Source organism: Microlunatus sp. M237, from assembly GCF_056896895.1.
In genome coordinates this window covers 23,917-43,842 of sequence record NZ_JBXHBL010000005.1, presented here as the reverse complement: position 1 = coordinate 43,842, position 19,926 = coordinate 23,917, and the positions used below count along the sequence as shown (strand labels likewise).

General features: G+C 68.3%; 20 protein-coding genes. 9 read left to right on the top strand and 11 right to left on the bottom strand.

The annotated features are described in order from the left end of the window. Positions 1–242: 242 nt before the first annotated feature. Positions 243–971 (bottom strand): VOC family protein, encoded by a 729-nt coding sequence (locus AC1XX3_RS17930; protein WP_483322544.1) that lies wholly within the window; start codon positions 969–971, stop codon positions 243–245. A gap of 150 nt (positions 972–1,121) precedes the next feature. Continuing rightward, the gene (locus AC1XX3_RS17925) at positions 1,122–1,937 is read right to left on the bottom strand and encodes an SDR family NAD(P)-dependent oxidoreductase (RefSeq protein ID WP_483322543.1); all 816 of its coding nucleotides are present in this window, start codon (positions 1,935–1,937) and stop codon (positions 1,122–1,124) included. 169 nt (positions 1,938–2,106) lie between these two features. On the opposite strand from AC1XX3_RS17925, the gene AC1XX3_RS17920 reads away from it, so the two are divergent. Both AC1XX3_RS17920 and AC1XX3_RS17915 read left to right on the top strand, forming a co-directional pair. After that, entirely contained in the window at positions 2,107–2,931 is an 825-nt protein-coding gene (locus AC1XX3_RS17920) for a helix-turn-helix domain-containing protein (protein WP_483322542.1), read from the top strand. Positions 2,932–3,009: 78 nt separating this feature from the next. Beyond that, positions 3,010–3,456 carry a hypothetical protein gene (locus tag AC1XX3_RS17915; RefSeq protein ID WP_483322541.1) on the top strand — a complete coding sequence of 149 codons (447 nt, stop codon included), beginning with the start codon at positions 3,010–3,012 and terminating at the stop codon, positions 3,454–3,456. A gap of 15 nt (positions 3,457–3,471) precedes the next feature. On the opposite strand, the gene AC1XX3_RS17910 is transcribed toward AC1XX3_RS17915, so the two are convergent. The 4 genes from AC1XX3_RS17910 to AC1XX3_RS17895 are packed head-to-tail and all read right to left on the bottom strand — an operon-like array spanning position 3,472 to position 8,512. Then, positions 3,472–5,004 (bottom strand): arylsulfatase, encoded by a 1,533-nt coding sequence (locus AC1XX3_RS17910; RefSeq protein WP_483322540.1) that lies wholly within the window; start codon positions 5,002–5,004, stop codon positions 3,472–3,474. Positions 5,005–5,054: 50 nt separating this feature from the next. Further along, on the bottom strand, positions 5,055–5,975 hold the full coding sequence (locus tag AC1XX3_RS17905; protein WP_483322539.1) for a carbohydrate ABC transporter permease: 921 nt from the start codon (positions 5,973–5,975) through the stop codon (positions 5,055–5,057). Continuing rightward, entirely contained in the window at positions 5,972–6,958 is a 987-nt protein-coding gene (locus tag AC1XX3_RS17900; RefSeq protein WP_483322538.1) for a carbohydrate ABC transporter permease, read from the bottom strand. The genes AC1XX3_RS17905 and AC1XX3_RS17900 overlap by 4 nt, the downstream gene beginning before the upstream one ends. Positions 6,959–6,973: 15 nt before the next feature. Next, entirely contained in the window at positions 6,974–8,512 is a 1,539-nt protein-coding gene (locus AC1XX3_RS17895) for an ABC transporter substrate-binding protein (protein ID WP_483322537.1), read from the bottom strand. Positions 8,513–8,632: 120 nt separating this feature from the next. Between AC1XX3_RS17895 and AC1XX3_RS17890 the strand changes: the two genes are divergently transcribed. The 3 genes from AC1XX3_RS17890 to AC1XX3_RS17880 all read left to right on the top strand — a co-directional run bounded on the left by AC1XX3_RS17890 (position 8,633) and on the right by AC1XX3_RS17880 (position 11,044). Next, positions 8,633–9,673: a LacI family DNA-binding transcriptional regulator gene (locus AC1XX3_RS17890; RefSeq protein WP_483322536.1), complete on the top strand. Its 1,041-nt coding sequence runs from the start codon at positions 8,633–8,635 to the stop codon at positions 9,671–9,673. Positions 9,674–9,734: 61 nt separating this feature from the next. Next, the gene (locus tag AC1XX3_RS17885) at positions 9,735–10,286 is read left to right on the top strand and encodes a DUF6886 family protein (RefSeq protein WP_483322535.1); all 552 of its coding nucleotides are present in this window, start codon (positions 9,735–9,737) and stop codon (positions 10,284–10,286) included. A 41-nt stretch (positions 10,287–10,327) separates the two neighbouring features. Next, the gene (locus tag AC1XX3_RS17880) at positions 10,328–11,044 is read left to right on the top strand and encodes an HAD family hydrolase (protein ID WP_483322534.1); all 717 of its coding nucleotides are present in this window, start codon (positions 10,328–10,330) and stop codon (positions 11,042–11,044) included. Here AC1XX3_RS17880 and AC1XX3_RS17875 read toward each other — a convergent pair. Continuing rightward, positions 11,034–11,942, bottom strand: coding sequence for an SDR family oxidoreductase (locus AC1XX3_RS17875; RefSeq protein WP_483322533.1), 909 nt, complete (start codon positions 11,940–11,942; stop codon positions 11,034–11,036). The two genes, AC1XX3_RS17880 and AC1XX3_RS17875, sit on opposite strands and share 11 nt — an antisense overlap. Before the next feature lie 188 nt (positions 11,943–12,130). Here AC1XX3_RS17875 and AC1XX3_RS17870 point away from each other — a divergent pair, with 188 nt between their 5' ends. Next, positions 12,131–13,078: an AraC family transcriptional regulator gene (locus tag AC1XX3_RS17870; protein WP_483322532.1), complete on the top strand. Its 948-nt coding sequence runs from the start codon at positions 12,131–12,133 to the stop codon at positions 13,076–13,078. Between the two features lie 102 nt (positions 13,079–13,180). Here AC1XX3_RS17870 and AC1XX3_RS17865 read toward each other — a convergent pair whose 3' ends face one another. After that, positions 13,181–13,699, bottom strand: a complete 519-nt coding sequence (locus AC1XX3_RS17865; protein ID WP_483322531.1) for an MmyB family transcriptional regulator — start codon at positions 13,697–13,699, stop codon at positions 13,181–13,183. Between AC1XX3_RS17865 and AC1XX3_RS17860 the strand changes: the two genes are divergently transcribed. Next, the gene (locus AC1XX3_RS17860; protein WP_483322530.1) at positions 13,671–13,949 is read left to right on the top strand and encodes a hypothetical protein; all 279 of its coding nucleotides are present in this window, start codon (positions 13,671–13,673) and stop codon (positions 13,947–13,949) included. The genes AC1XX3_RS17865 and AC1XX3_RS17860 overlap by 29 nt on opposite strands. A 98-nt stretch (positions 13,950–14,047) precedes the next feature. Here AC1XX3_RS17860 and AC1XX3_RS17855 read toward each other — a convergent pair whose 3' ends face one another. Continuing rightward, complete coding sequence (locus AC1XX3_RS17855) at positions 14,048–14,515, bottom strand: anthrone oxygenase family protein (protein WP_483322529.1); 468 nt, start codon at positions 14,513–14,515, stop codon at positions 14,048–14,050. 218 nt (positions 14,516–14,733) lie between these two features. Here AC1XX3_RS17855 and AC1XX3_RS17850 point away from each other — a divergent pair, with 218 nt between their 5' ends. Then, complete coding sequence (locus AC1XX3_RS17850) at positions 14,734–15,294, top strand: DUF4334 domain-containing protein (protein WP_483322528.1); 561 nt, start codon at positions 14,734–14,736, stop codon at positions 15,292–15,294. A gap of 8 nt (positions 15,295–15,302) precedes the next feature. Here the strand turns inward: AC1XX3_RS17850 and AC1XX3_RS17845 are convergent, their stop codons facing one another. Then, positions 15,303–16,061: an exodeoxyribonuclease III gene (locus AC1XX3_RS17845; RefSeq protein ID WP_483322527.1), complete on the bottom strand. Its 759-nt coding sequence runs from the start codon at positions 16,059–16,061 to the stop codon at positions 15,303–15,305. Between the two features lie 85 nt (positions 16,062–16,146). Further along, positions 16,147–17,997: a DNA helicase RecQ gene (gene recQ, locus AC1XX3_RS17840; RefSeq protein WP_483322526.1), complete on the bottom strand. Its 1,851-nt coding sequence runs from the start codon at positions 17,995–17,997 to the stop codon at positions 16,147–16,149. Positions 17,998–18,537: 540 nt separating this feature from the next. Between recQ and dnaB the strand changes: the two genes are divergently transcribed. Then, positions 18,538–19,884 carry a replicative DNA helicase gene (gene dnaB, locus AC1XX3_RS17835; RefSeq protein WP_483322709.1) on the top strand — a complete coding sequence of 449 codons (1,347 nt, stop codon included), beginning with the start codon at positions 18,538–18,540 and terminating at the stop codon, positions 19,882–19,884. Positions 19,885–19,926 lie beyond the last annotated feature (42 nt).

Below are 19,926 nucleotides of genomic sequence, written 5' to 3'. Positions count from 1 at the left end.
CGTCGCCGGATGACCGAGATGTCCTCGACTGTCGTGATGGTCGCTACGTTTGCGACCGTCGAGGACCTCGGCGAAGAGCTCGGCCACCGGGTGACCGGCGCGTTTGGCCGCCACGGTCACGACGTCGTTCAGCGCCATGGTGACAACCATGGTCAAGACGTACAGAGCGAGGCGATGACGACCCGCAGGCGGACGCGCCTGTCGTGGCACCGGCGATCAGCGATGTGTGCGGTTGTACCGGGTCAGTCGGTGCGGGCGGCCGACAGCACGCAGAACTCGTTGCCGTCGGGATCGGCCAGCACCGCCGAGTTGTCCTCGCCCAGATCCACGTCGACCGCGACCGCCCCAAGGGACACCAGCCGCGCCACCTCCTCGTGCTGGGCGGTGCCGCCGGTCGGAGCGAGGTCGAAGTGGGTACGGCTCTTGCCGCGTTTCTCCCGCACCGGCGGACCGCCCCAGGAGACCTTCGGGCCGCCGTGCGGCGAACGGATGGCGGTCTCTTGGTCCTGGTCCCAGACCAACGGCCAGGCCAGCGCCTGGCTCCAGAAGTAGCCGACCTGCTGCGACCCTTCGCACGACAGCGCGCCGACGAGACCGCAGCCGGCGAGGAAGTTGTTGCCCGGCTCGACGACGCAGAACTCGTTGCCCTCGGGGTCGGCCAGCACGACATGCTGGGCGTCGGCGCCCTGGCCGATGTCGAGGTGGTGACCGCCGAGGCTCAGCGCCGTCGCGACCCGCTGCTGCTGGTCTGCCGGCGTGGTGCTGGTCAGGTCGAAGTGGAGCCGGTTGAGGCGGACCTTCGGCTCGCGGGTGGGGCGGAACCGGATCCGGAATTCGGTGTCGTCGCTCGGTAGCAGGGAGGTGCCGTCGCGGTCGTCGACCACCTCTTTATCCAAGAGGCCTGCCCAGAAGCCGCCGAGCAGCTGAGGGTCGTTCGCGTCGATGCAGAGTGCTATCAGCCGAGACGTCATCGTCGTCCTTTCCCGCGGCTCTCGTCGGCGGGCCGGTCCCGCCAGTGGGACGTCTCGATGCTAGGCGGCTCGGTGCCGCTGCAGCACCTGGTTATCCGTGCTGGTTCAGCCCGATCCGATAGATCGCCCGGGTCCTGATGCGACTGTCGCTCAGCGTTGCGCGACCTCGGTCACCGTCGCCCACCGGTCCCACTCGTCGAGGCGGCGCTGGTAGATCCCGCGGACGATGCCGGCCGCTTGGGCGCCGAAGATCACCCGGAGCGGTGGCTCGGCGCTGTCCACCACCTGCAGCAGTGCTGCGGCGGCGTCCTCCGGTGAGCCGGAGGTCTGGCCGCCACGTCGGGCGGCGGCCGCCTCGCGGAGCGGGTCATACGCGGGCAGCGGCGCGGAATGGCGGGCCGACGCGCCGGCCCAGTCGGTGGCGTAGCCGCCCGGCTCGACGATGGTGACGTGAATGCCGAACGGCGCGACCTCCAGGGCGAGTGACTCTGACAACGCTTCCAGTGCCCACTTGGATGCATGGTAGGCGCCGAGGTTGGCGAACGCCCCGATCCCGCCGAGGCTGGAGATCTGGATCAGCCGGCCGTGTCCCTGGGCACGCATGATCGGGATCGCGGCTTGGGCCACCCACAAGGCGCCGAACAGGTTGGTCTCGAGCTGGGAGCGGAGATCGTCCTCGGACAGCTCCTCGACGGCGCCGAAGTGTCCGTAGCCGGCGTTGTTGACGACGACATCGAGCGAGCCCAGCTGTTCCGCCGCTGCCGCGACGACCGAGCGCGCATCGTCGCGGCTGGTCACATCGAGGGCGAACGGCAGCAGCCGATCGCCGTACGTCGACCGCAGGTCGTTCAAGGTGGCCAGGTCGCGGGCGGTGGCGGCCACGGTGTCGCCGCGGTCCAGTGCGGCCGTGGCGAATGCGTGCCCGAGTCCGCGGCCGGCGCCGGTGATGAGCCAGGTGGTGGTCATGAGGTAGTCCGATCGTTGTTCGTCATGCTTCGAGTCTGGGCAGCCTCCGAGACTCGGGGAAGGCCCGGTTGCACCGGGGTGCGCCGCACCCACCCTCGCCAGCACCGCGAGGTTCGCCAGCACCGCGAGGTTCGGCGCCGTCGCGTGGGGCCGGCGCTAGAGTCGCAGCGTGCCCTCCACTCTCGGCGAGTTCCTGCAGGCCATCCGCAGTCGGGTGCAGCCCGCCGACGTCGGGCTCGGCCAGGGCGATCGGCGCCGAGTCCCCGGCCTACGCCGTGAGGAAGTGGCCCAGCTCGCCGGGGTCAGCGTCGACTACTACGTCCGCCTGGAGCAGGGGCGGGAGACCTCGCCGTCGCCGGCGGTCGCCGACGGGATCGGGCGGGCGCTGAAGCTCGACGAGTACGGCCTGACCCACCTCTATCGACTTGCCGGGCTGACGCCGCGGCGTACCAGTGCCACCGCCGACGAGGTGGACCCGGACCTGGTCGCCCTGCTGGACGAGTGGGTCGATCATCCGGCCATCGTTCTGGGTCACGCCTTCGACGTGCTCGCCACCAACGCGCTGGCGGAGGTGTTGTTCCTCGGCTTCCCCGGCACCCGCAACTATCTCGAGTCGGTGTTCCTCGAGCCGAGTTCGTGTGCGCTGTATGTCGACTGGGAGGACGTCGCCGCCAACACCGTCGCCGGTTTCCGCCTGCTGGACGCCGGTCAGCCCGACGACCCCCGGATCGGCGCGGTCCGGGATCGGCTGTACGCGGGCAGCGCCGAGTTCCGCGCGATGTGGGCCGACCACCTCGCCCGGGGCCGACGGCTGCGGGCCAAGCGGTTTCGCCACCCGGTCGCCGGCGACCTGGAGCTGCGGATCCAGACCTTCGACGTACGCTCGGCGCCAGGTCAGGAACTGGTGGTCTATCGGGCTGACCCCGACTCGGCGGCCGCCGCCGCTCTGGCGAAGCTGCGGCAGGGACCGGAATCGTCGCCCGGCGTCGAATAGCCGCGCAAACATCGGCCCGGGAAGCCCGACTGGCGTGACGGCGACGAAATGCCCCACGGCCGGACTAGCGTGTCCGCCATGGACTACGCCTACTTCGCCGCCCGCTCTGATGCGGCGGCCGCCGCCGTCCTCGACTGGCCGCGAGGTCCGCAGCGACCGCCGACCGAGGCCGACGCCGCAGGCCTGCTCACCGACGTGGTCGACGGAGTGCAGTTCTCCCAAGAGCTCGGTCGCTTCGTCGTCCTGCTGACCGGGCCGGGAGTCGACCTCGAGGACGAGGAGCACATCGTCGCCGAGACCGAGGATGAGCGGGGGATCGTGCTCCGCCTGCCGGCTGACCTGGTGAGCACCATCGCGGTCAGCGACGCAGACCGACTGCATGCCCTGGTCCCGGAGTGGTCGACGTTCGAGGATTTCGCCGACCCGGACCCGGCGCAGCTGCGGGCATACCTCGACGAGCTGCAGCGGCTGTGCCGGGCAGCCGTCGACGCCGGCGGCGGCGTGTATGCGCACGGCGGGGCCTAGGCGCGGACTGACCGGTCAGAGCAGAGCGCTGATCCGCGACGCCTCGGTCTGAACCGGACGTCCGGGCACCAGCGCTCCGTCGCAGACGAAGCCTTCCTCCCGGCCATCGAGATAGCTGATCAGCCGTTGGCGCCAGTCCTCGATCTCAGCCTCCCGCGTGACGTCGCCGATCAGATTGTGCAGCTCGTCTGGATCCTGCTCCAGATCGAAGAACTGCTCCAGCCCTCGGGCCGAGCTCCACAGGTATTTCCGCTTGCCGTCGGTGACCCACTGCAGCGACTGGTCGAAGTGGACGTGTTCACCGTGGATCTCGGCCCGCCAAGGCACGTCCCGGCGGCGCAGGTGGGGGAGCAGGCTGAGCCCGTCCACGCTGTCCGGGACGGGAACGCCCGCCATCTCCAGCACCGTCGGCATCACGTCCCGCAGCTCGGTCACGACGTCGATCACCTGCCCGGGAACGTAGTCGGGCTCGAACCGGGGCGCCGGTCGGACGATGAGCGGGACGTGCGCACTGCCCTCGTAGCCGACGCTCTTGCGATACATGTCGTGGTCACCCATCATGTCGCCGTGGTCGGACACGAACACGATCGCGGTGTCATCGGCCAGCTCGTGGTCGCTCAACGCCTCCAGCAATCGGTTCAGCTGCAGGTCGATGTGGGTGATGTTGCCGTAGTAGCCGCTCGTGGTCCGATGGTGCGACTCGGGGTCGAGGCGGCCCATCACCGTCTGGTGATAGTTGTCCCGGCGGAACTCGTCGTAGTCGCCGACCCAGTCGCCTACCGGCGGCTCCACCCGGGGGCCGTGGAAATACTGGTCGAAGGCCCATTGCGGCGGGTTGAACGGCGCGTGCGGACGATGGAACGACAGCCACAAGAAGAACGGTGCCGTCGGGTCCCGCCGGTCCAGCCAGTCGAGAGTCTCGGTGACGGCCCAGTTGGTGGGGTGCAGGTGCTCCGCGCGGTTCCACGGGATGGCCACCATTGAGTTGCAGCCGACGCCGTCATCCATGTAGTCGGCGACGGCGTCCACGCCGGGTTGACGGCGCAGCCAGGTCAGGTAGTCGTCGTTGGCCGCGAGGTTGCGACCACCGTAGCGGCGCCCGAAATGCAGGAAACCGTCGTGCAGACGGACGTCGTCGAACCCGCAGCGAGCGCGCTCGGGGAAGACGTGCATCTTGCCGATGGCCTGAGTCTGATAGCCGTGATCACGCAGCGTCTGCTGCATCGTGACCGGATGGGCCTCGGCGAACGGCACCCCCTCCCGATAGCCGGTACGTCCGTGGCGCTCCTGCGACTGCCCGGTGAACAAGGCGGCACGCGCCGGAACGCAGGTCGGGGTCGCCGAGTACGCCCGGGAGAAGCGGGTGCCGCTGTCGGCGATCTCGTCCAGGTGTGGGGTCTTCACGACCGGGTGGCCGGCGGCCGACAAGGCGTCGCCCCGCATCTGGTCGACACAGATGCAGATGATGTTGGGTCGATCCAGCGGTTGGGAGCGGGGACCGGCGGCACGTGACGGCGTCCGGACGGGCGGGGGATGTGGTGACGACATGGGTCTCCGAATCAGTGGGATGGGGGTCATCGGTGATCACGCGGCGGCGATCAGCCTTTGATGGCTCCCGCGAAGCTTTCGACGAAGTAGCGCTGGAGGAAGAGGAACAAGACGATGATCGGCAGCAAGGCGATGGCTGAGGCTGCGGTCATCACTCCCCAGTCGCTGTAGTACTGGTTGCGCAGGGCGTAGATGCCGACGGACAGCGTGCGGAGCTCGGGGCGGCTGAGGGTCAGCACCAGCGGCAGCAGGAAGTCGTTCCAGGAGTGCATGAACTGCAAGATCACGGCAGTGGCGGTGACGGGCTTGGCCAGCGGGAGATAGATCTGCAGGAAGATCCGGACGAATCCGGCGCCATCGACGCGGGCCGCCTCCTCCAGCTCCTTGGGCATCTGGGCGAAGTAGCCGGCGAACAGCAAGATGGTGACGGCGTTGATCCCGCCGGCCTCAGCCAAGGTCACCCCCCACAGGCTGCCACTGAGGTGCAGCGCGTCGACCAGGTCGAAGATCGGGATGATGGTGTAGCCCTCGGGCAGGAACACCGCGAGTGCGAAGAAGGCGATGACGACGCGCTTGCCGGCGAACCGGTACCGCCCCAGGACATACCCCATCAGCGCCGCGGTGGTGACGGCGATGAGGATGGAGAATCCAGTGACGAAAACGGTGTTGAACAGATATTTGCCCATGTCGGCGTCATTCCAGGCCTGGCTGTAGTTGCCGAGCCGGACCACCGAGGTGAACGGGTTGACGTTGCTGAAGATCTCGGTGTTGCTCTTGATCGACGACGACAGCGTCCATACGAACGGATACACCCAGACGAGCAGGATCGGGATCAAGATGATGCTAGTGAGTACCGCCCACCAACGTTCCCGCCGGGAGAAGCGGGGCCGTTGCCGGCGGGGAGGCGGCGTCGTGGCCGGCCCGTCAGGACTGAACGGCGCTCCCGGTCGGGCGTCGGTCAGCGTGCTCATGCGATCGTCTCCTCGGCAGTGCTGTCGGCCTTGAGCTCCCGCCGGGTCTCAGCGACCCGTTTGGCGGCCCAGGCCTGCATCAGTCCGATGATCAGGGTGGCCGTTCCGAAGAAGCACCCGGCGGCGGAGGCGTAGCCCAGTTGGGGAACCCCGCCGCTGGTGTCGGCAGCGAAGGCGGTCTGATAGATGAAGATCTCAATCACCTGCGTGGTGAAATAGGGACCGCCCTGCGTCATCGCCTGGATCATGGCGAACGCGTGCAGGTTCTCCTGGGCCGTCAGCACGATGATGATCACCGTGAAGGGGAGCAGGATCGGCATCGTGATGTGCCGCAGCAGCTGCCACGCCTTAGCGCCGTCGACGGAGGCGGCCTCGTAGTAGTCCTTCGGCACGGTCTGCAGGGCAGCGAGCCAATAGATCATCGTGATGCCGAAGTTCTTCCACAGATGCACCAGCAGGGCGGTCCAGAAAGCCAGCTTCGGGTTGGAGAGGAACTCCACCGGAGCGTCCACCAAGCCGGTACCGGTCAGAACCGTGTTCACCGGACCGTTGTTCGGGCTCAGGACGAAGGTCATCACCACACCGATGACCGACGCTGACGCCATCACCGGCAGGAAGAACATGGTCCGAAAGACGGTGGAGAGGCGGTTGACCTGGTGGTTGAGGATGAGCGCCACGACGAGGGCGAGACCGACGCGCAGCGGGGTACCCACCAGGACGAAGATCATCGACCGGCCGAACGCCCGCCAGAACAGCGGGTCAACGACCAAGGTGGCGTAGTTCTCCAACCCGACGAAGGTCATCTCGCTGGTGAAGCCAGACCAGGACATCGTCGAATAGACCCAGGACATGATCATGGGATAGAAGGTGAACAGTGCGGCCAGAATCAGGGCGGGGAGCAAGAATACGTAGCACCAACGGGCGGTGACGCGTTCGTACCAACCTCCCACCCGGTTCTGGACCCGCAGCTCGGTGGTGGACACTGTCGCCATCGTGGCTCAGCCCAGCGCTTTGTAGTCGGCGGCGACGTAGTCCTTCGTCGGGTCCCAGTTGGAGAACGCATACTGCTCGCGGTCGATCTTGGCGCCGTCCGCCTGGGCGGCGGCGATCGCGGTGTCGAGCGCCTTGTTCATCCGGGCGGAGTGCTCGGTGAGGACTGTACGGGCGTCGCTGAGCTGGCCGGAGAAGATGCCCTGCATCAGGTCGGTGATCGTCGGCGACACGGGCTTGAACCGGAGGGCCACCTTGGCGGCGTCGTCGCTGCGCAGCTCCACCTGGGGACAGGTGCGCATCATCGCCCGGGCCAGACCTGCCGCCTGCTCCGCCTTCGGGTCCAGCAGCCCAGGCTGGGCTGCGTCGCTGTTGGCCTGGGCGATGGTCGAGACGAGGTTGCCTTCGCTGAGCTGCACCATGGTCGTTTGACCGGCCAGCGAGCCCATGTAGGCGATCAGCTGGCCCGCCACCTGAGGATGGGGCGTCTTGGCGTACACCCAGACCATGTTGGCGCCGGTCTCGCGATAGGGCACGTGGTAGTCCCGGCCGTCAGGGCTCGGGGCCACGGCGATGGAGTAGTCCCAGTCCGGTGACTGCTTCTTCCAGGACGGGATGTCCCACGGTCCGTTCAGAATCATGCCGTATTTGCCGGTGGGCATCTGCGCACGAGCATCCTTGTCGCCGAGACTGAGGAAGCCGGGGATGACGGACTTGTCGGCGATCATGGACCGGAGCAGTTCGATGGCGTCCAGCATCTCAGGCGCGTCGTAGACGTATTCGCCCGACCGCATGTCCATCCCGTTGTTGTTGCCGCGCCAGCCGGCGCTGTTGGCCAAGATGGCGAGGCACACCGACAGCTGGTCACCCGTGACGACGTAGCCGACCTTGCCGGAGTCGGTCACCTTCTTCGCGGCGGTCCGGAAATCGTCCCAGGTCTTGACGGTGCCGGCCGGATCGTCGTATCCGGCGGCGGCCATCACCTTGGTGTCGAAGAAGATCATCTTGTCGAGCCGACGGGTGGAGTTCAACGGCCAGGAATAGGTCTTGCCGTCGAAGACATGCACGCCGGGAATCAGCGCAGTCTCGGGAAAGCCGGCCTTCCAGGTGGCGAAGTCAGGGACGACGTCATCCAGCGGTTGAACCCAGCCCTCGGCGATGGCCGTCTGCGCGGGGACGTTCTGCGGCAACGCGAAGACGTCCGGAGCGCTGCCGTTGCGGATGCCGAGCGGCACCACCTGGTTGACGTTGTCCCAGCCGTTGCCGTCGTACTGCGTGGTGATGTTGTCGTGCTTGGCGGTGAAGGCGTCCAGCACCGCCTTCTCGAAGACGGCCTTGAGGTCGCCGCTGTCCACCCAGCGGAAGGTGACGTCCTCGGTCGGCAGCTCGGTCGGAAAGTCCGGAAACTCCAGGCCGGTGCCGGACGCTTCCGCTCCGGCGGAGGCTCCGGTGTCGACCTGGCAGCCCGCGAGTGCCATGGCACCCAGTCCGGCGGCGCCGCCGATCAGCGTACGGCGGCTGATCCGATCCGTTGTGGCGTCAAACATCCATGGCTCCTTTGTCTGGGTATTCGTTTAACCGGGTATGCGATTAACCATTATGGTTCGGGCCAGATCTTGTCAAGGGTGCGAGACTGCGTGGTCATGGCGAAGGGGAGAGGGGGTTCGATGCCAGCACGACCGTCACGAGCAGTGACGCAGCGCGACGTCGCAGCGCTTGCCGGCGTCTCCGTCGCCACCGTCAGCTATGTCATCAGCGGCCGCGCGGACCGCAAGAGCCCGGCCACCCCGGAAGTTCGAGAACGCGTCTTCGCCGCGATGGCCGAGCTGAACTACCGTCCTCAGCGCGCCGGCCGGGTGTTGCGTCGCAACCGCACCGGCCTGGTCGCCGTGGCGGCGTACACGCCGCTCAACCCGTGGGCGCTGACCTTGATCACCCAGATCGAGGAAGTGGCCGATGAGGCCGGCTTGGGCGTGGTGATCGTGCGCTTCGACGACACCGGTCCGCGGACCATCGACCGCAGCGAGAAGCTCGTGTCGGACGGCATCGCCGATGCTGTCGTCGTGGTGGCCAACGCCACCTACGGCCAGGATCGGCTGGACCGGATCGCCGCTTCCGGCGTACCCGTGCTCGCGGTGGGTGAGGGATTCTCCCCCGGAGCGATCGACGTGTTGGTTCAGAACGAATACGACGCGGTGGCCCAAGCCGCCCAGTATCTGATCGATACCGGCACTGCTCGACCCGCCTACATCGCCCGCGATTCGGGCGATCATCCCGACCCCCGCAAGGACGGGTTCCTGGACACCTTCACGGCGGCCGGCTTCAATCGCGCCAGCATCACGACCAGGTTCACCGTCCCGGCCGCCTATGGCGGTGAGATGCAGATCCACGCGCTGGTCACCGAGCTGCTCCAGCAACCCGTCGACCGCCGACCGGACGCGATCATGGTCGGTTCGGACCGTGGCGCGATCACGGCGATGTGGGCATCGATCCAGCTGGGTCTGCGGGTTCCTGACGACGTCCGGATCGTCGGGGCCGGCAACATCGAGGAAGGCCTCGCCGTCACTCCGCCGCTGACCACGGTCGGCTGCGAGGACACCAACTATCGTCCGGCGATCCAGCGACTCCTGCGCCGGATCGACGAACCCGACCTCCCCTGCGAGCGGATCGCGGTGCCGTGGCGCCTGATCAGGCGCGGCACTGCCTGATGGCTCGGTCGTGTCCGCAGTCATAGTGACCATCGACGTGTCGTCGCTCTAGGCTCGCGTCATGCGGCCACGAGCGGGCGAGGTGCTCCACTTCTCGGAGGATCCGACCATCATCGAGTTCACCCCTCACGTCGCGGCCACAGCGACCGATCCCACCGCGTACGTCTGGGCGGTGAATGCTGACCATGCTCCCAGCTACTGGTTCCCGCGGCAGTGCCCACGCGCCATGGCATGGGCGACCAGCAGCACCACCGACGATGATCAACAGCGGGTCCTCGGCCCCTCCGCCGCTCGGGTCCATGTGGTGGAGTACGCCTGGCTGGATCGGATCCAGGCTGCTCAGGTCTTCGCCTACCGCTTCGACGCCGCTGGGTTCGACCCGTACGGCGACGCGGACGAGCCGCACGCGATGGTGGCTCGCCAGCGCGTCAGTCCCCTCGGGCCACCGGAGCCGGTGGGCGACCTGCTCGCGCTGCATGAACGAGCTGGGATCGAGCTGCGCCTGGTGCGATCGCTGTGGCCCTGGTGGGACGCCGTCGTCTCGTCGACGGTCGGTTTCAGTGGCATCCGGCTCCGCAATGCTGCACCGGCTCCCACGCAGCAGCAGCCATGAGACCCGCGGCGGTCAGCGGCGGCCCTGGGTACGGTGGCGGCATGGCAGACCTGGCCGGCTTCGCGGCAGTGGTCTTCGACCTGGACGACACCCTGCTCGACCACCGGGGCTCCGCCATCGCAGCGTGTCGGGCGTGGTGCGCCGAACGAGGGGTGAGTGACGCCGAGCTCGGCGAGCGTACTGACCGGTGGCTGAGGTTGGAGGCCGAGGCATTCAAGGCGTACCGGTCGGGCCGGTGTTCCTTTCAGGACCAGCGCCGGCGTCGCGTCCGGGCGTTCTGGCCGGGCGCCGCCGGCTGGGACGACTCTCAAACCGATGAGGCCTTCGAGGGCTACCTGACCCACTATCGCTCCCACTGGGTCGCGTTTCCCGACGTCTTGCCGAGCGTGACCCGGCTGCGCGCACAGGGCTATTGGCTGGCGGTGCTCACCAACGGTGATCATGATCAACAACAGCAGAAGCTCGCCGCTGTCGGCCTGGATTGCCTTGCTGATCAGCTGTTTGCGTCGTCTCGGTTGCCGGCGGCGAAACCCGATCCCCGGTGCTTCGCTGCCGTCAACCAGGCACTCGACCTCGCACCCGGGGATTGCGTGATGGTCGGCGACGATCTGGCCAACGACGTCCTCGCCGCCCGGGCGGCGGGGTGGGGCGCGGTGTGGCTGGACCGCGAAGGTGCTCTCGAAACGCCCCGCAGTCCCAGCACAGGGCGCCTCGACGACATCGCGGTCATCGCGACGCTGGCGGATCTCAGTCTCTGATACCGGGACCGCCGCGACCGGCGTACCGGTCCGCGCCGGTGAGGGGGGCCGGCGGCTGGGTCCCGTCCTCGAAGCATCCCCGCTCGGCAGCTCGCCCGATGGTGACGTCGACGGCCGTCGCCGGACGACCGAGGACATCCTCGACCGTTGTGGTGGTTGCGACGTTGCGGCCGTCGAGAACCTCGGCGAACAGCGCGGCCAGACCTGCGGCCAGGTCGGCCGGGACACCGGCCAGGACCGCCTGTTCGACGTACTCCGGGGCGGAGATCTCCCGGAACGCGACGGTCCGCCCAGTTCGCCGCGCTATAACGGCCATGACGTCGGGGAAGGTCATCGCCTGGGGTCCGGTCAGCTCGAGGATCCGGCCGTGCTGTGCCACGTCCGACAGGGCGGCGACGACGACGTCGGCGAGGTCATCGATGTCGAGGAACGGCTCGGCCACCGCCGGGCTCACCGGCAGCGCGAAGTCGCCGTCGAGGACACTGGGCAGGAAGGGTCCCTCGGTGAAGTTCTGGGTGAAGAACGAGCAGCGGACGGCGATCGCTGACGCAAGTGCGGCGTGGAGTGCCCGCTCGCTCGCGATGGCGCCGTCCTCACCCCGGCCGGAGAGCAGCACCACCTGCCGGATCTGCCGCTCGGCGAGCATGGCAGCGAGCCCGGCGATCTGTTGGTCGGCACCGGGAAACGCAAGGTCGGGGCTGTAGGTGATGTAGGCCGCGCCCGCGTCGGCGAGCGCCGGCGCCCAGGTGTCGACGTCGTCCCAGTCGAACCGGATGGGTGTGGACCGAGACACCGGGCGTACCGCGACGCCGCGTTGCTGAAGTCGTTCGGCTACCCGGCGGCCGGTCTTTCCGGTGCCGCCGATGATCACGGTCGGGCCCGGGTTGGGGTCTGGCATGGTGCTTCCTTTCGCAGAGGGTTCAGCTGGCGCTTCGGCCACAGGTGTGACCTCGGCCGCGGCGAATGAGTCCCCACCGAACCGGCCGGGGAGTCTCGTCGCCACAGGTCGAGTCCATCGCACTCAAGCCGGCGCAACCATGGCCAGAACACGCCGAAACATACGCAGGCGTCCACTAGATTGCCTCCATGGACGCACTGAGTGGACTGCTGGATGGTCCTCGGGCGGATGGGGCGTTCCTGATGCGGTCGGTGCTCCAACCCCCGTGGTCGATCCGGATCCAAGACGAAGCACCGCTCTCGATCGCGGTGGTGGCGCGCGGGGACGCCTGGATCGTCACCGACGATGTCGATCCCGTCCACCTGCACGCCGGCGACGTGCTGATCGCGAAGGGACCCACCCCCTACACGGTGGCCGATGCACCGGACACCGAACCTGTCTACTTCATCAATCCCGGGCAGATCTGCACGGACGCGTCCGGGCGCAGCATCTCAGCTGAGATGACGCTGGGTACGCGAGCCTGGGGCAACGACACCGAAGGCGACACGGTGCTGGTGACGGGGACGTACGAACGCGCGTCCGCGGTCAGCGAGCGGCTGCTACGGACGCTGCCGACCCTCATCGTGCTGACTCAAGACCGGTGGAGCTCTGACCTCGTCACGATCTTGTGCGACGAGGTGCAGCGCGAGCACCTCGGACAGGACGTCTTCCTCGACCGGCTGCTGGACCTCGTCGTGATGGCCGCTGTTCGGGCCTGGCTGGCCAGCGCGGAGGCCGACCGCCCAGGCTGGTATCTCGCGAGCAGCGATCCGGTGGTCGGCCCGGCGCTGCGGCTGCTCCATGATCACGTCAGCCGCCCGTGGACGGTGGCGTCGCTGGCGGCCGAGGTGGGGGTATCCCGGGCGGCCTTGGCGCGCACCTTCACCGAGCTGGTGGGTGAGCCCCCGATGGCCTACCTGACCGCCTGGCGTCTCGCTCTGGCCGCCGACATGCTGATCCGGACGGACTGGACGATCGGATCCATCGGCGCCAAGGTCGGCTATGGCACCCCCTTCTCCTTCAGCGCGGCGTTCACCCGAGTACGCGGCATCAGCCCAGCGCACTACCGCGCCGGAGCCCGTGGCCGTGCTGGCTGAACCGGTGCTTGATCACCAGTGCGGCGGGTGCAACCGAGTCACCGGGCGGGCCACATCGCCGGCCAGCAGGACTCAGCGTCGGTGGACCGCGGCGGCTGAGGCCTAGCCGGTCGCAACGTTGTAGGTGCCGACGACGGTGAGCAGCCGCAGTTTCTCCGCGCTCCGGGTGCCGGGGGTCGCGGTGAAGACCAGCAACGTCTGGGCCTGGTCGGGGTCGACCACCTGCTGGCAGAAGAGGGAGAGCTCGCCCACTTCAGCGTGCACGAGTCGCTTCTGCTCCGAATAGCGAAGCCCCACCTCCTGCGCGGCCCACAGCCGGGCGAACTCGGGACTGTGATCATGGAGGTGCCTGATCAAGGGCGCAGTGGCGGCCGGACCGAGTCGAGCGGCGGCGCCGCGGAGCTGGGAGACCTGGACCCGACCGTGGTGATCATGGTCCTCGGGCGGATACAGCTCGCGGGTGCTGGGGATGAGGAACCAGCGGTACGCCGCACTGCGGCTGAGCTCGTCGTCGACGGCGGTCGAGGGGTGGTCCCTTTCGTCGACGGCGGTCGAGGGGTGGTCTCTTTGATCACCGAACAACGCGACCGCGGTGGCGTTCTCGTCAGCGAACGTGATCAACCGGTTCCCGTTTCTGCTCAACGACCCGGCGCACGGTGCGTTGCCGTTGCTGTTCGCCGCCACCCAGGACGTCGCCGGCAACGCCTACGTCGGTCCCGACGGCATCGCCAGCATCAAGGGATATCCGACGGTACGCAGGCCCGGCAGGGGTGGCCGGGACTACGCCGCCGCCGCGAGCCTCTGGGCAAGCGCGAGTCGACTGGTCGGCCTGCCGCGACCCGGGATCGACAACTCGCTCTCGCCCCGATGATGTCTGTTCCGCAGACCGACCTGGTCCGTTCTTCGACTGGCTGAGAGGTCACGACGTCTGGCGCAGTGGCGTCGTCGTCGCCGGCGTCCGGACAGGATTCACCCGGATGGCAGCCGGAGCAGGGCGATCGTCGCTGCGACGAAGGCAGCTGCGTTGAGCAGGGCGCGGATCGTGTTCCAGGTGACCCAGGGACTCTCGAAGGCGGCGCGCAGGGCGGCTGCCGAGTCCGTACCGGATTCGAGCCGCTCGTTCAGCGGGACGTTGAGCACCATGGTGACGACCATCGTCGAGATGTACAGCACGAGCGCACCGACGACCCAGAGTCGGACCCCTCCCTCGTGGCGAACGCTGATCAGCGCGCTGACCAGAAGCGCCAAGGCGCCGGCGAAGATGACTCCGAAGACGGGGTTGCTGAGGATCGCCTTGTTGATCGACCGCATGCAGTGAACGAAGGTCGCGTCGTCGGTGCGACGAAGGCCCGGCATCACGGCATAGCTGAACGCAGCGAACAGGCCGGCCATCAGCCCGCTGGTCAGAACCGACAGGGTCAGGAGTGTCTTATCCACCTGTCGAGTCCATCGCACTCGACCCGGCGCAGCCATCGCCCAGACGCGCGCGTCCATACGCGAGAGTCCGTACATGGGCCTCCACCTCAGGGCCACCAGGGATCCGCTGGGCGTCGCCCCGTCTGGCCGCGGTGGTCGACCCGGTCGCGGCCAGGACAGGACCGCCTGCGTTCGGGTAGACCTGAGGAGACGAGGATCCACCGCGAGAGGGGAAGCCGATGACCGAGTCGCCGCCGTCCGCCGCCGATCGGCTGGCCACGCTTCAGCAGGGTACGACCACCGCCGCGGCGCTGGACTTCTTCGACGACCTGCCCGCGGTGGACCTGGCCACGATGCGCGGGGCGTGGCGGGGGAGCGAGCTGCCGACCGGGCATCCGCTGGACGGGTTGCTCGAGCGGCTGGGCTGGCACGGCAAGCGGTTCGACAACCCCGAGGACGGGCATCCGCTGATCTTCCGCGGCCCGACGGGAGAGCTGGTCGACGTGGACCCCGCCCGGTTGCCGCTCGGCCTGCTCACGGCCTGGCCGCGGCTCGGTCACCTGCCGCTGGCCGACCGCGCGTTCCGGCTGAGTCTGCCCCTGCTGAGCACCCGCGCTCCCCGGTCACGGCTGCGGATGCTCGAATACCGCGGCATCACCTCGGCCGCCATGATCTACGACAGCCAGCCGATCCAGGACGCCTTCCGACTGGTCGACGGGGACACGCTGCTCGGGGCGATGGACCTGCGGGGGATGGCGCAGCCGTACTTCTTCGTGCTGCGGCGCGAGCTCGGCCGCTGAGCCGCGCGTCAGGTCGGGTCGACGATCTCCACCAGGACGGGCGCGTGGTCGGAGGGACCTTTGCCCTTGCGTGCCTCCCGGTCCACCCAGGCGTCCACGACCTCGAGCGTGGGACTGGCCAGCACATAGTCGATCCGCATCCCGAAGTCCTTGTGGAACATCCCGGCGCGGTAGTCCCAGTAGGTGAAGGGATGATCGCCTTTTCCCGGCCGGGCCGCGATGTCGACCAGGCCCCAGTCGATCAGTGACTGCAGCGCGGCGCGTTCGGCCGGGGTGACGTGGGTGGAGCCCACGAACGAGGCGGGGTTCCACACGTCGGCGTCGGTCAGCGCCACGTTGAAGTCACCCATGATCACCTGCGGGACGCTGCGGTCGACCTCATCGAGACCCCGGCGCAGGGTGGCCAGCCAGTCCAGCTTGTAGGCGTAGTGCGGGTCGTCCAGCGAGCGTCCGTTGGGGACGTACACGCTGGTGGCGGTGACGCCACCGCAGGACGCCGAGACATAGCGCGGCTCGGGGTGGCCGGGCAGCTCGGTGGCGACCGGCTCCAACCCGACCCGGGACAGCACCGCCACCCCGTTCCAGCGGCCGTCGCCGACGGCGAGCGCCGAATAGCCCAGGGCACTGACGTCGGCGTACGGGAAGGCGTCCGCAGCGCACTTGGTCTCCTGCAGCGCGACCACGTCGGGGGAGCGCTGCTCCAGCCAGTCCAGCAGCCGCGGGAGCCGGGCCCCGACCGAGTTGACGTTCCAGGTGGCGATCAGCACGCCGACCATCCTGCCAGCCCACCGCCACCACCAGCGCGGCGCGGCATCAGGCCGGCGCGCATCAGGCCGCTAACGCGGCGCGGCATCAGGCCGCTAACGCGGCGAGGATCTGCTGGCCGTACTTGGCGAGCTTGTTCTCACCGACCCCGCTGACGGTGCCCAGCTGGTCCAGGGTGGTCGGCTGCAACGCGGCGATGCTGCGCAACGTCGCGTCGTGAAAGATCACGTACGCCGGTACGCCCTGCTCGCTGGCGGTGGCGGCTCGCCAGGCCCGCAGCTGCTCGAACACCGGCTGCGCGTCGGCGGGCAGCTCCGCCGCTGCGGCCGCCCGGCGGGACCCGCTGGAGCGGCCGGCGGATCGGGCGCTGCGCTCGGGTTCGCGCCGCAGCCGCACCGTACGTCCCGAATAGAGCACCTCGGCGCTGGCCTCGGTCAGCCCGAGGGTGCCGTGGTCGCCCTCCACGGCCAGCAGGCCCTGGGCCAGCAGCTGCCGGACCACGCCGCGCCACTCACTCTCGGCCAGCTCGGTGCCGACGCCGAAGACGCTCAGCTGGTCGTGGCTGAACTGGGCGACCTTGGGGGTGGAGCGGCCGAGCAGGATGTCGATCACGTGCCCGGCGCCGAACCGCTGCCGGCGCTCCCGGTCGAGGCGGTACACCGTCGAGAGCACCTTCTGGGCCGGCACCGTCCCGTCCCAGGCCTGCGCCGGACTGAGGCAGGTGTCGCAGTTGCCGCAGGGGCCGGTCTGCTCCCCGAAGTACGCCAGCAGCTGGGAGCGGCGGCACTCCACCGTCTCGCACAGCGCCAGCATGGCGTTGAGGTGCGTACCGAGCCGGCGGCGGTGGGCGGCGTCGCCCTCGGAGGTGTCGATCATCCGGCGCTGCTGCACCACGTCTTGAAGCCCGTAGGCCAGCCAGGCGCTGGACGGCAACCCGTCCCGCCCGGCCCGGCCGGTCTCCTGGTAATAGCCCTCGACCGACTTGGGCAGGTCGAGGTGGGCGACGAAGCGGACGTCCGGCTTGTCGATGCCCATCCCGAACGCGATGGTGGCCACCATCACCAGCCCGTCCTCGCGGAGGAAGCGGGACTGGTTCGCCGCGCGGGTCCGGGCGTCCAGGCCGGCGTGGTACGGCAGCGCCTCGATGCCCTGCTTGGTCAGGAACTCCGCGGTGGTCTCGACCGAGTTGCGCGACAGGCAGTAGACGATGCCCGACTCGTCCGGATGCTCGCTGCGGATCAGCTGCAGCAGCTGTTGGCGTGGCTGGTCCTTGGCCACGATCCGGTAGGAGATGTTGGGCCGGTCGAAGCTGGAGACGAAGTGCTTGGCCCCGGTGAGGTCGAGCCGAGTGGCGATCTCGGCCCGGGTAGCAGCGGTGGCGGTCGCGGTCAACGCGATCCGCGGGACGTCGGGCCACATCTCGTGCAGCGCCGACAGCCCGAGATAGTCGGGGCGGAAGTCGTGGCCCCACTGCGACACGCAGTGCGCCTCGTCGATGGCGAACAGCGCGATCGTGCCGGACTGGAGCAGACGCTGGGTGGAGGTGACGCGCAGTCGCTCCGGGGCCAGATAGAGCAGGTCGAGCTCGCCGGCCAGGAACGCGTCCTCGACAGCCCGTCGCTGAGCAGGGTCCTGGGTGGAGTTGAGGAACCCCGCGCGGACACCGAGGGCGGTGAGGGCGTCGACCTGATCCTGCATCAGCGCGATCAGCGGCGAGATGACGACACCGACACCGTCGCGGACCAGCGCCGGGATCTGATAGCACAGCGACTTGCCACCACCGGTCGGCATCAGCACCAAGGCATCCCCGCCGGCCACCACCTGGTCGATGATCTCGGCCTGGTTTCCGCGGAAGGCCGGATAGCCGAACACCCGGTGCAGAACCTCCACTGGCGTGCCCGCTGCGGGGCCTGCGTCCGGTTCCGTCTGCTGCGCCACCCGGCGATTCTAGGGGCCCGGACGGTGTCCTGCAGTGTCGACAAACCGGCAAGTCTGGAAAGCGCCTAGTTTTCCCCAGCCTCGTGTGTGATAGCGACTCGGAGGCGGTGTTGTCAACTGTCCGCCCACGCCGTCGGTGGGGCGAAAAGAATGTCGGTGCGGATAGTTGTCCACCAGCCGCTTATCGTGTTTCCCCTAGTCAAAGGGCACATTGGGCCAGTGGTGCTTAGTTGTCCCCAGTCTTGTCCCCAGCCTGCGCACAGGTGCTGTGCGTGTCGTTGACGGTTGTCCCCAGGTTATCCCCAGAAGCTGTGGATAACGTGCTATCGCGCGGACCGCGAGGGGCGTACGTTGTGCCCTGGCCCGGTCGGGGCTGACCTGAAGCGGCGCGGTGCACCGAAGTGTCCGAGGTTGCTCGTACGGTGAGCCTACGAGGTCCAGACCGACCGGTTCGAGGAAGCAGGCCGGTCAGAGGATCAGGCCGGTCGAGGAACAGTCAGCACCATCGCAGAAGGAGCGTTCGTGAGTCTTGCCGAGGTGATGACGCCGTTCGACGACGACAGCAGGCGATCGATCGATCGGACCCCTCCGCAGGATATGGCGGCCGAGCAGTGCGTCCTCGGCGCGATGCTGATGAGCAAGGACGCGATCGCCGACGTGGTCGAGGTGCTGCGCGGCGTCGACTTCTATCGGCCGGCCCACGAGCAGGTCTACGAGGCGATCCTCGACCTCTACGGTCGCGGCGAGCCGGCGGACGCCATCACGGTGGCCGACGAGCTGACCAAGCGGGGCGAGATCACCCGGGTCGGCGGGGCGCCGTACCTGCACACGCTGCTGGCCAGCGTGCCGGTGGCTGCGAATGCCGGCTATTACGCCGAGATCGTCCGGGAGAAGGGCATCCTGCGTCGCCTCGCCGACGCGTCGATCCGGATCGGGCAGATGTCGTACGCCGCCGAGGGCGATGTCGACCAGATCGTCGACCGGGCCCAGGCCGAGGTCTATGCCGTCACCGACCGCCGGGCCAGCGAGGACTACAAGCCGCTGTCGGAGCTGATGCAGCCGACCCTGGACGAGATGGAGGCGATCTCGTCCCGCGGCGGCCAGCTGGCCGGCGTGCCCACCGGCTTCGCCGAGCTGGATGAGGTGACCAACGGGCTGCACCCGGGACAGATGGTGATCGTGGCCGCCCGACCCGGTTGCGGCAAGTCGACCCTGGCGCTGGACCTGGCCCGGTCCGCCTCGATCAAGCACGGGCTGACCTCGGCCATCTTCTCCCTCGAGATGAGCCAGATCGAGATCACCATGCGGCTGCTCTCGGCCGAGGCCAGCATCCCGCTGAGCCACATCCGCGGCGGCAAGATGAGCGACGACGACTGGCACCGGGTGGCCACCAAGATGGGCCAGGTGTCCGAGGCGCCGCTCTACATCGACGACTCACCGAACCTGACCATGATGGAGATCCGGGCGAAGGCGCGGCGGCTGAAGCAGCGCCACGACCTCAAGCTGGTGGTGATCGACTACATCCAGCTGATGACCTCCGGCAAAAAGGTCGAGTCCCGTCAGCTCGAGGTCTCGGAGTTCTCCCGGCAGCTGAAGCTGCTGGCCAAGGAGCTCGAGGTGCCCGTGGTGGCGCTGTCCCAGCTCAACCGTGGCCCCGAGCAGCGCACCGACAAGAAGCCGATGCTGTCCGACCTGCGAGAGTCCGGCTCGCTGGAGCAGGACGCCGACATGGTCTTGCTGCTGAACCGTCCCGACCTGTACGACAAGGAGTCGGACCGCGCCGGCGAGGCGGACTTCGACCTGGCCAAGCACCGTAACGGCCCCACCAAGATCATCACTGTGGCCTTCCAGGGTCACTACTCCCGCTTCTCGGACATGCAGCACTGAGCTCACGATTGTCGTGACGCTCGCGGCTGTCCCGTTTGAGCT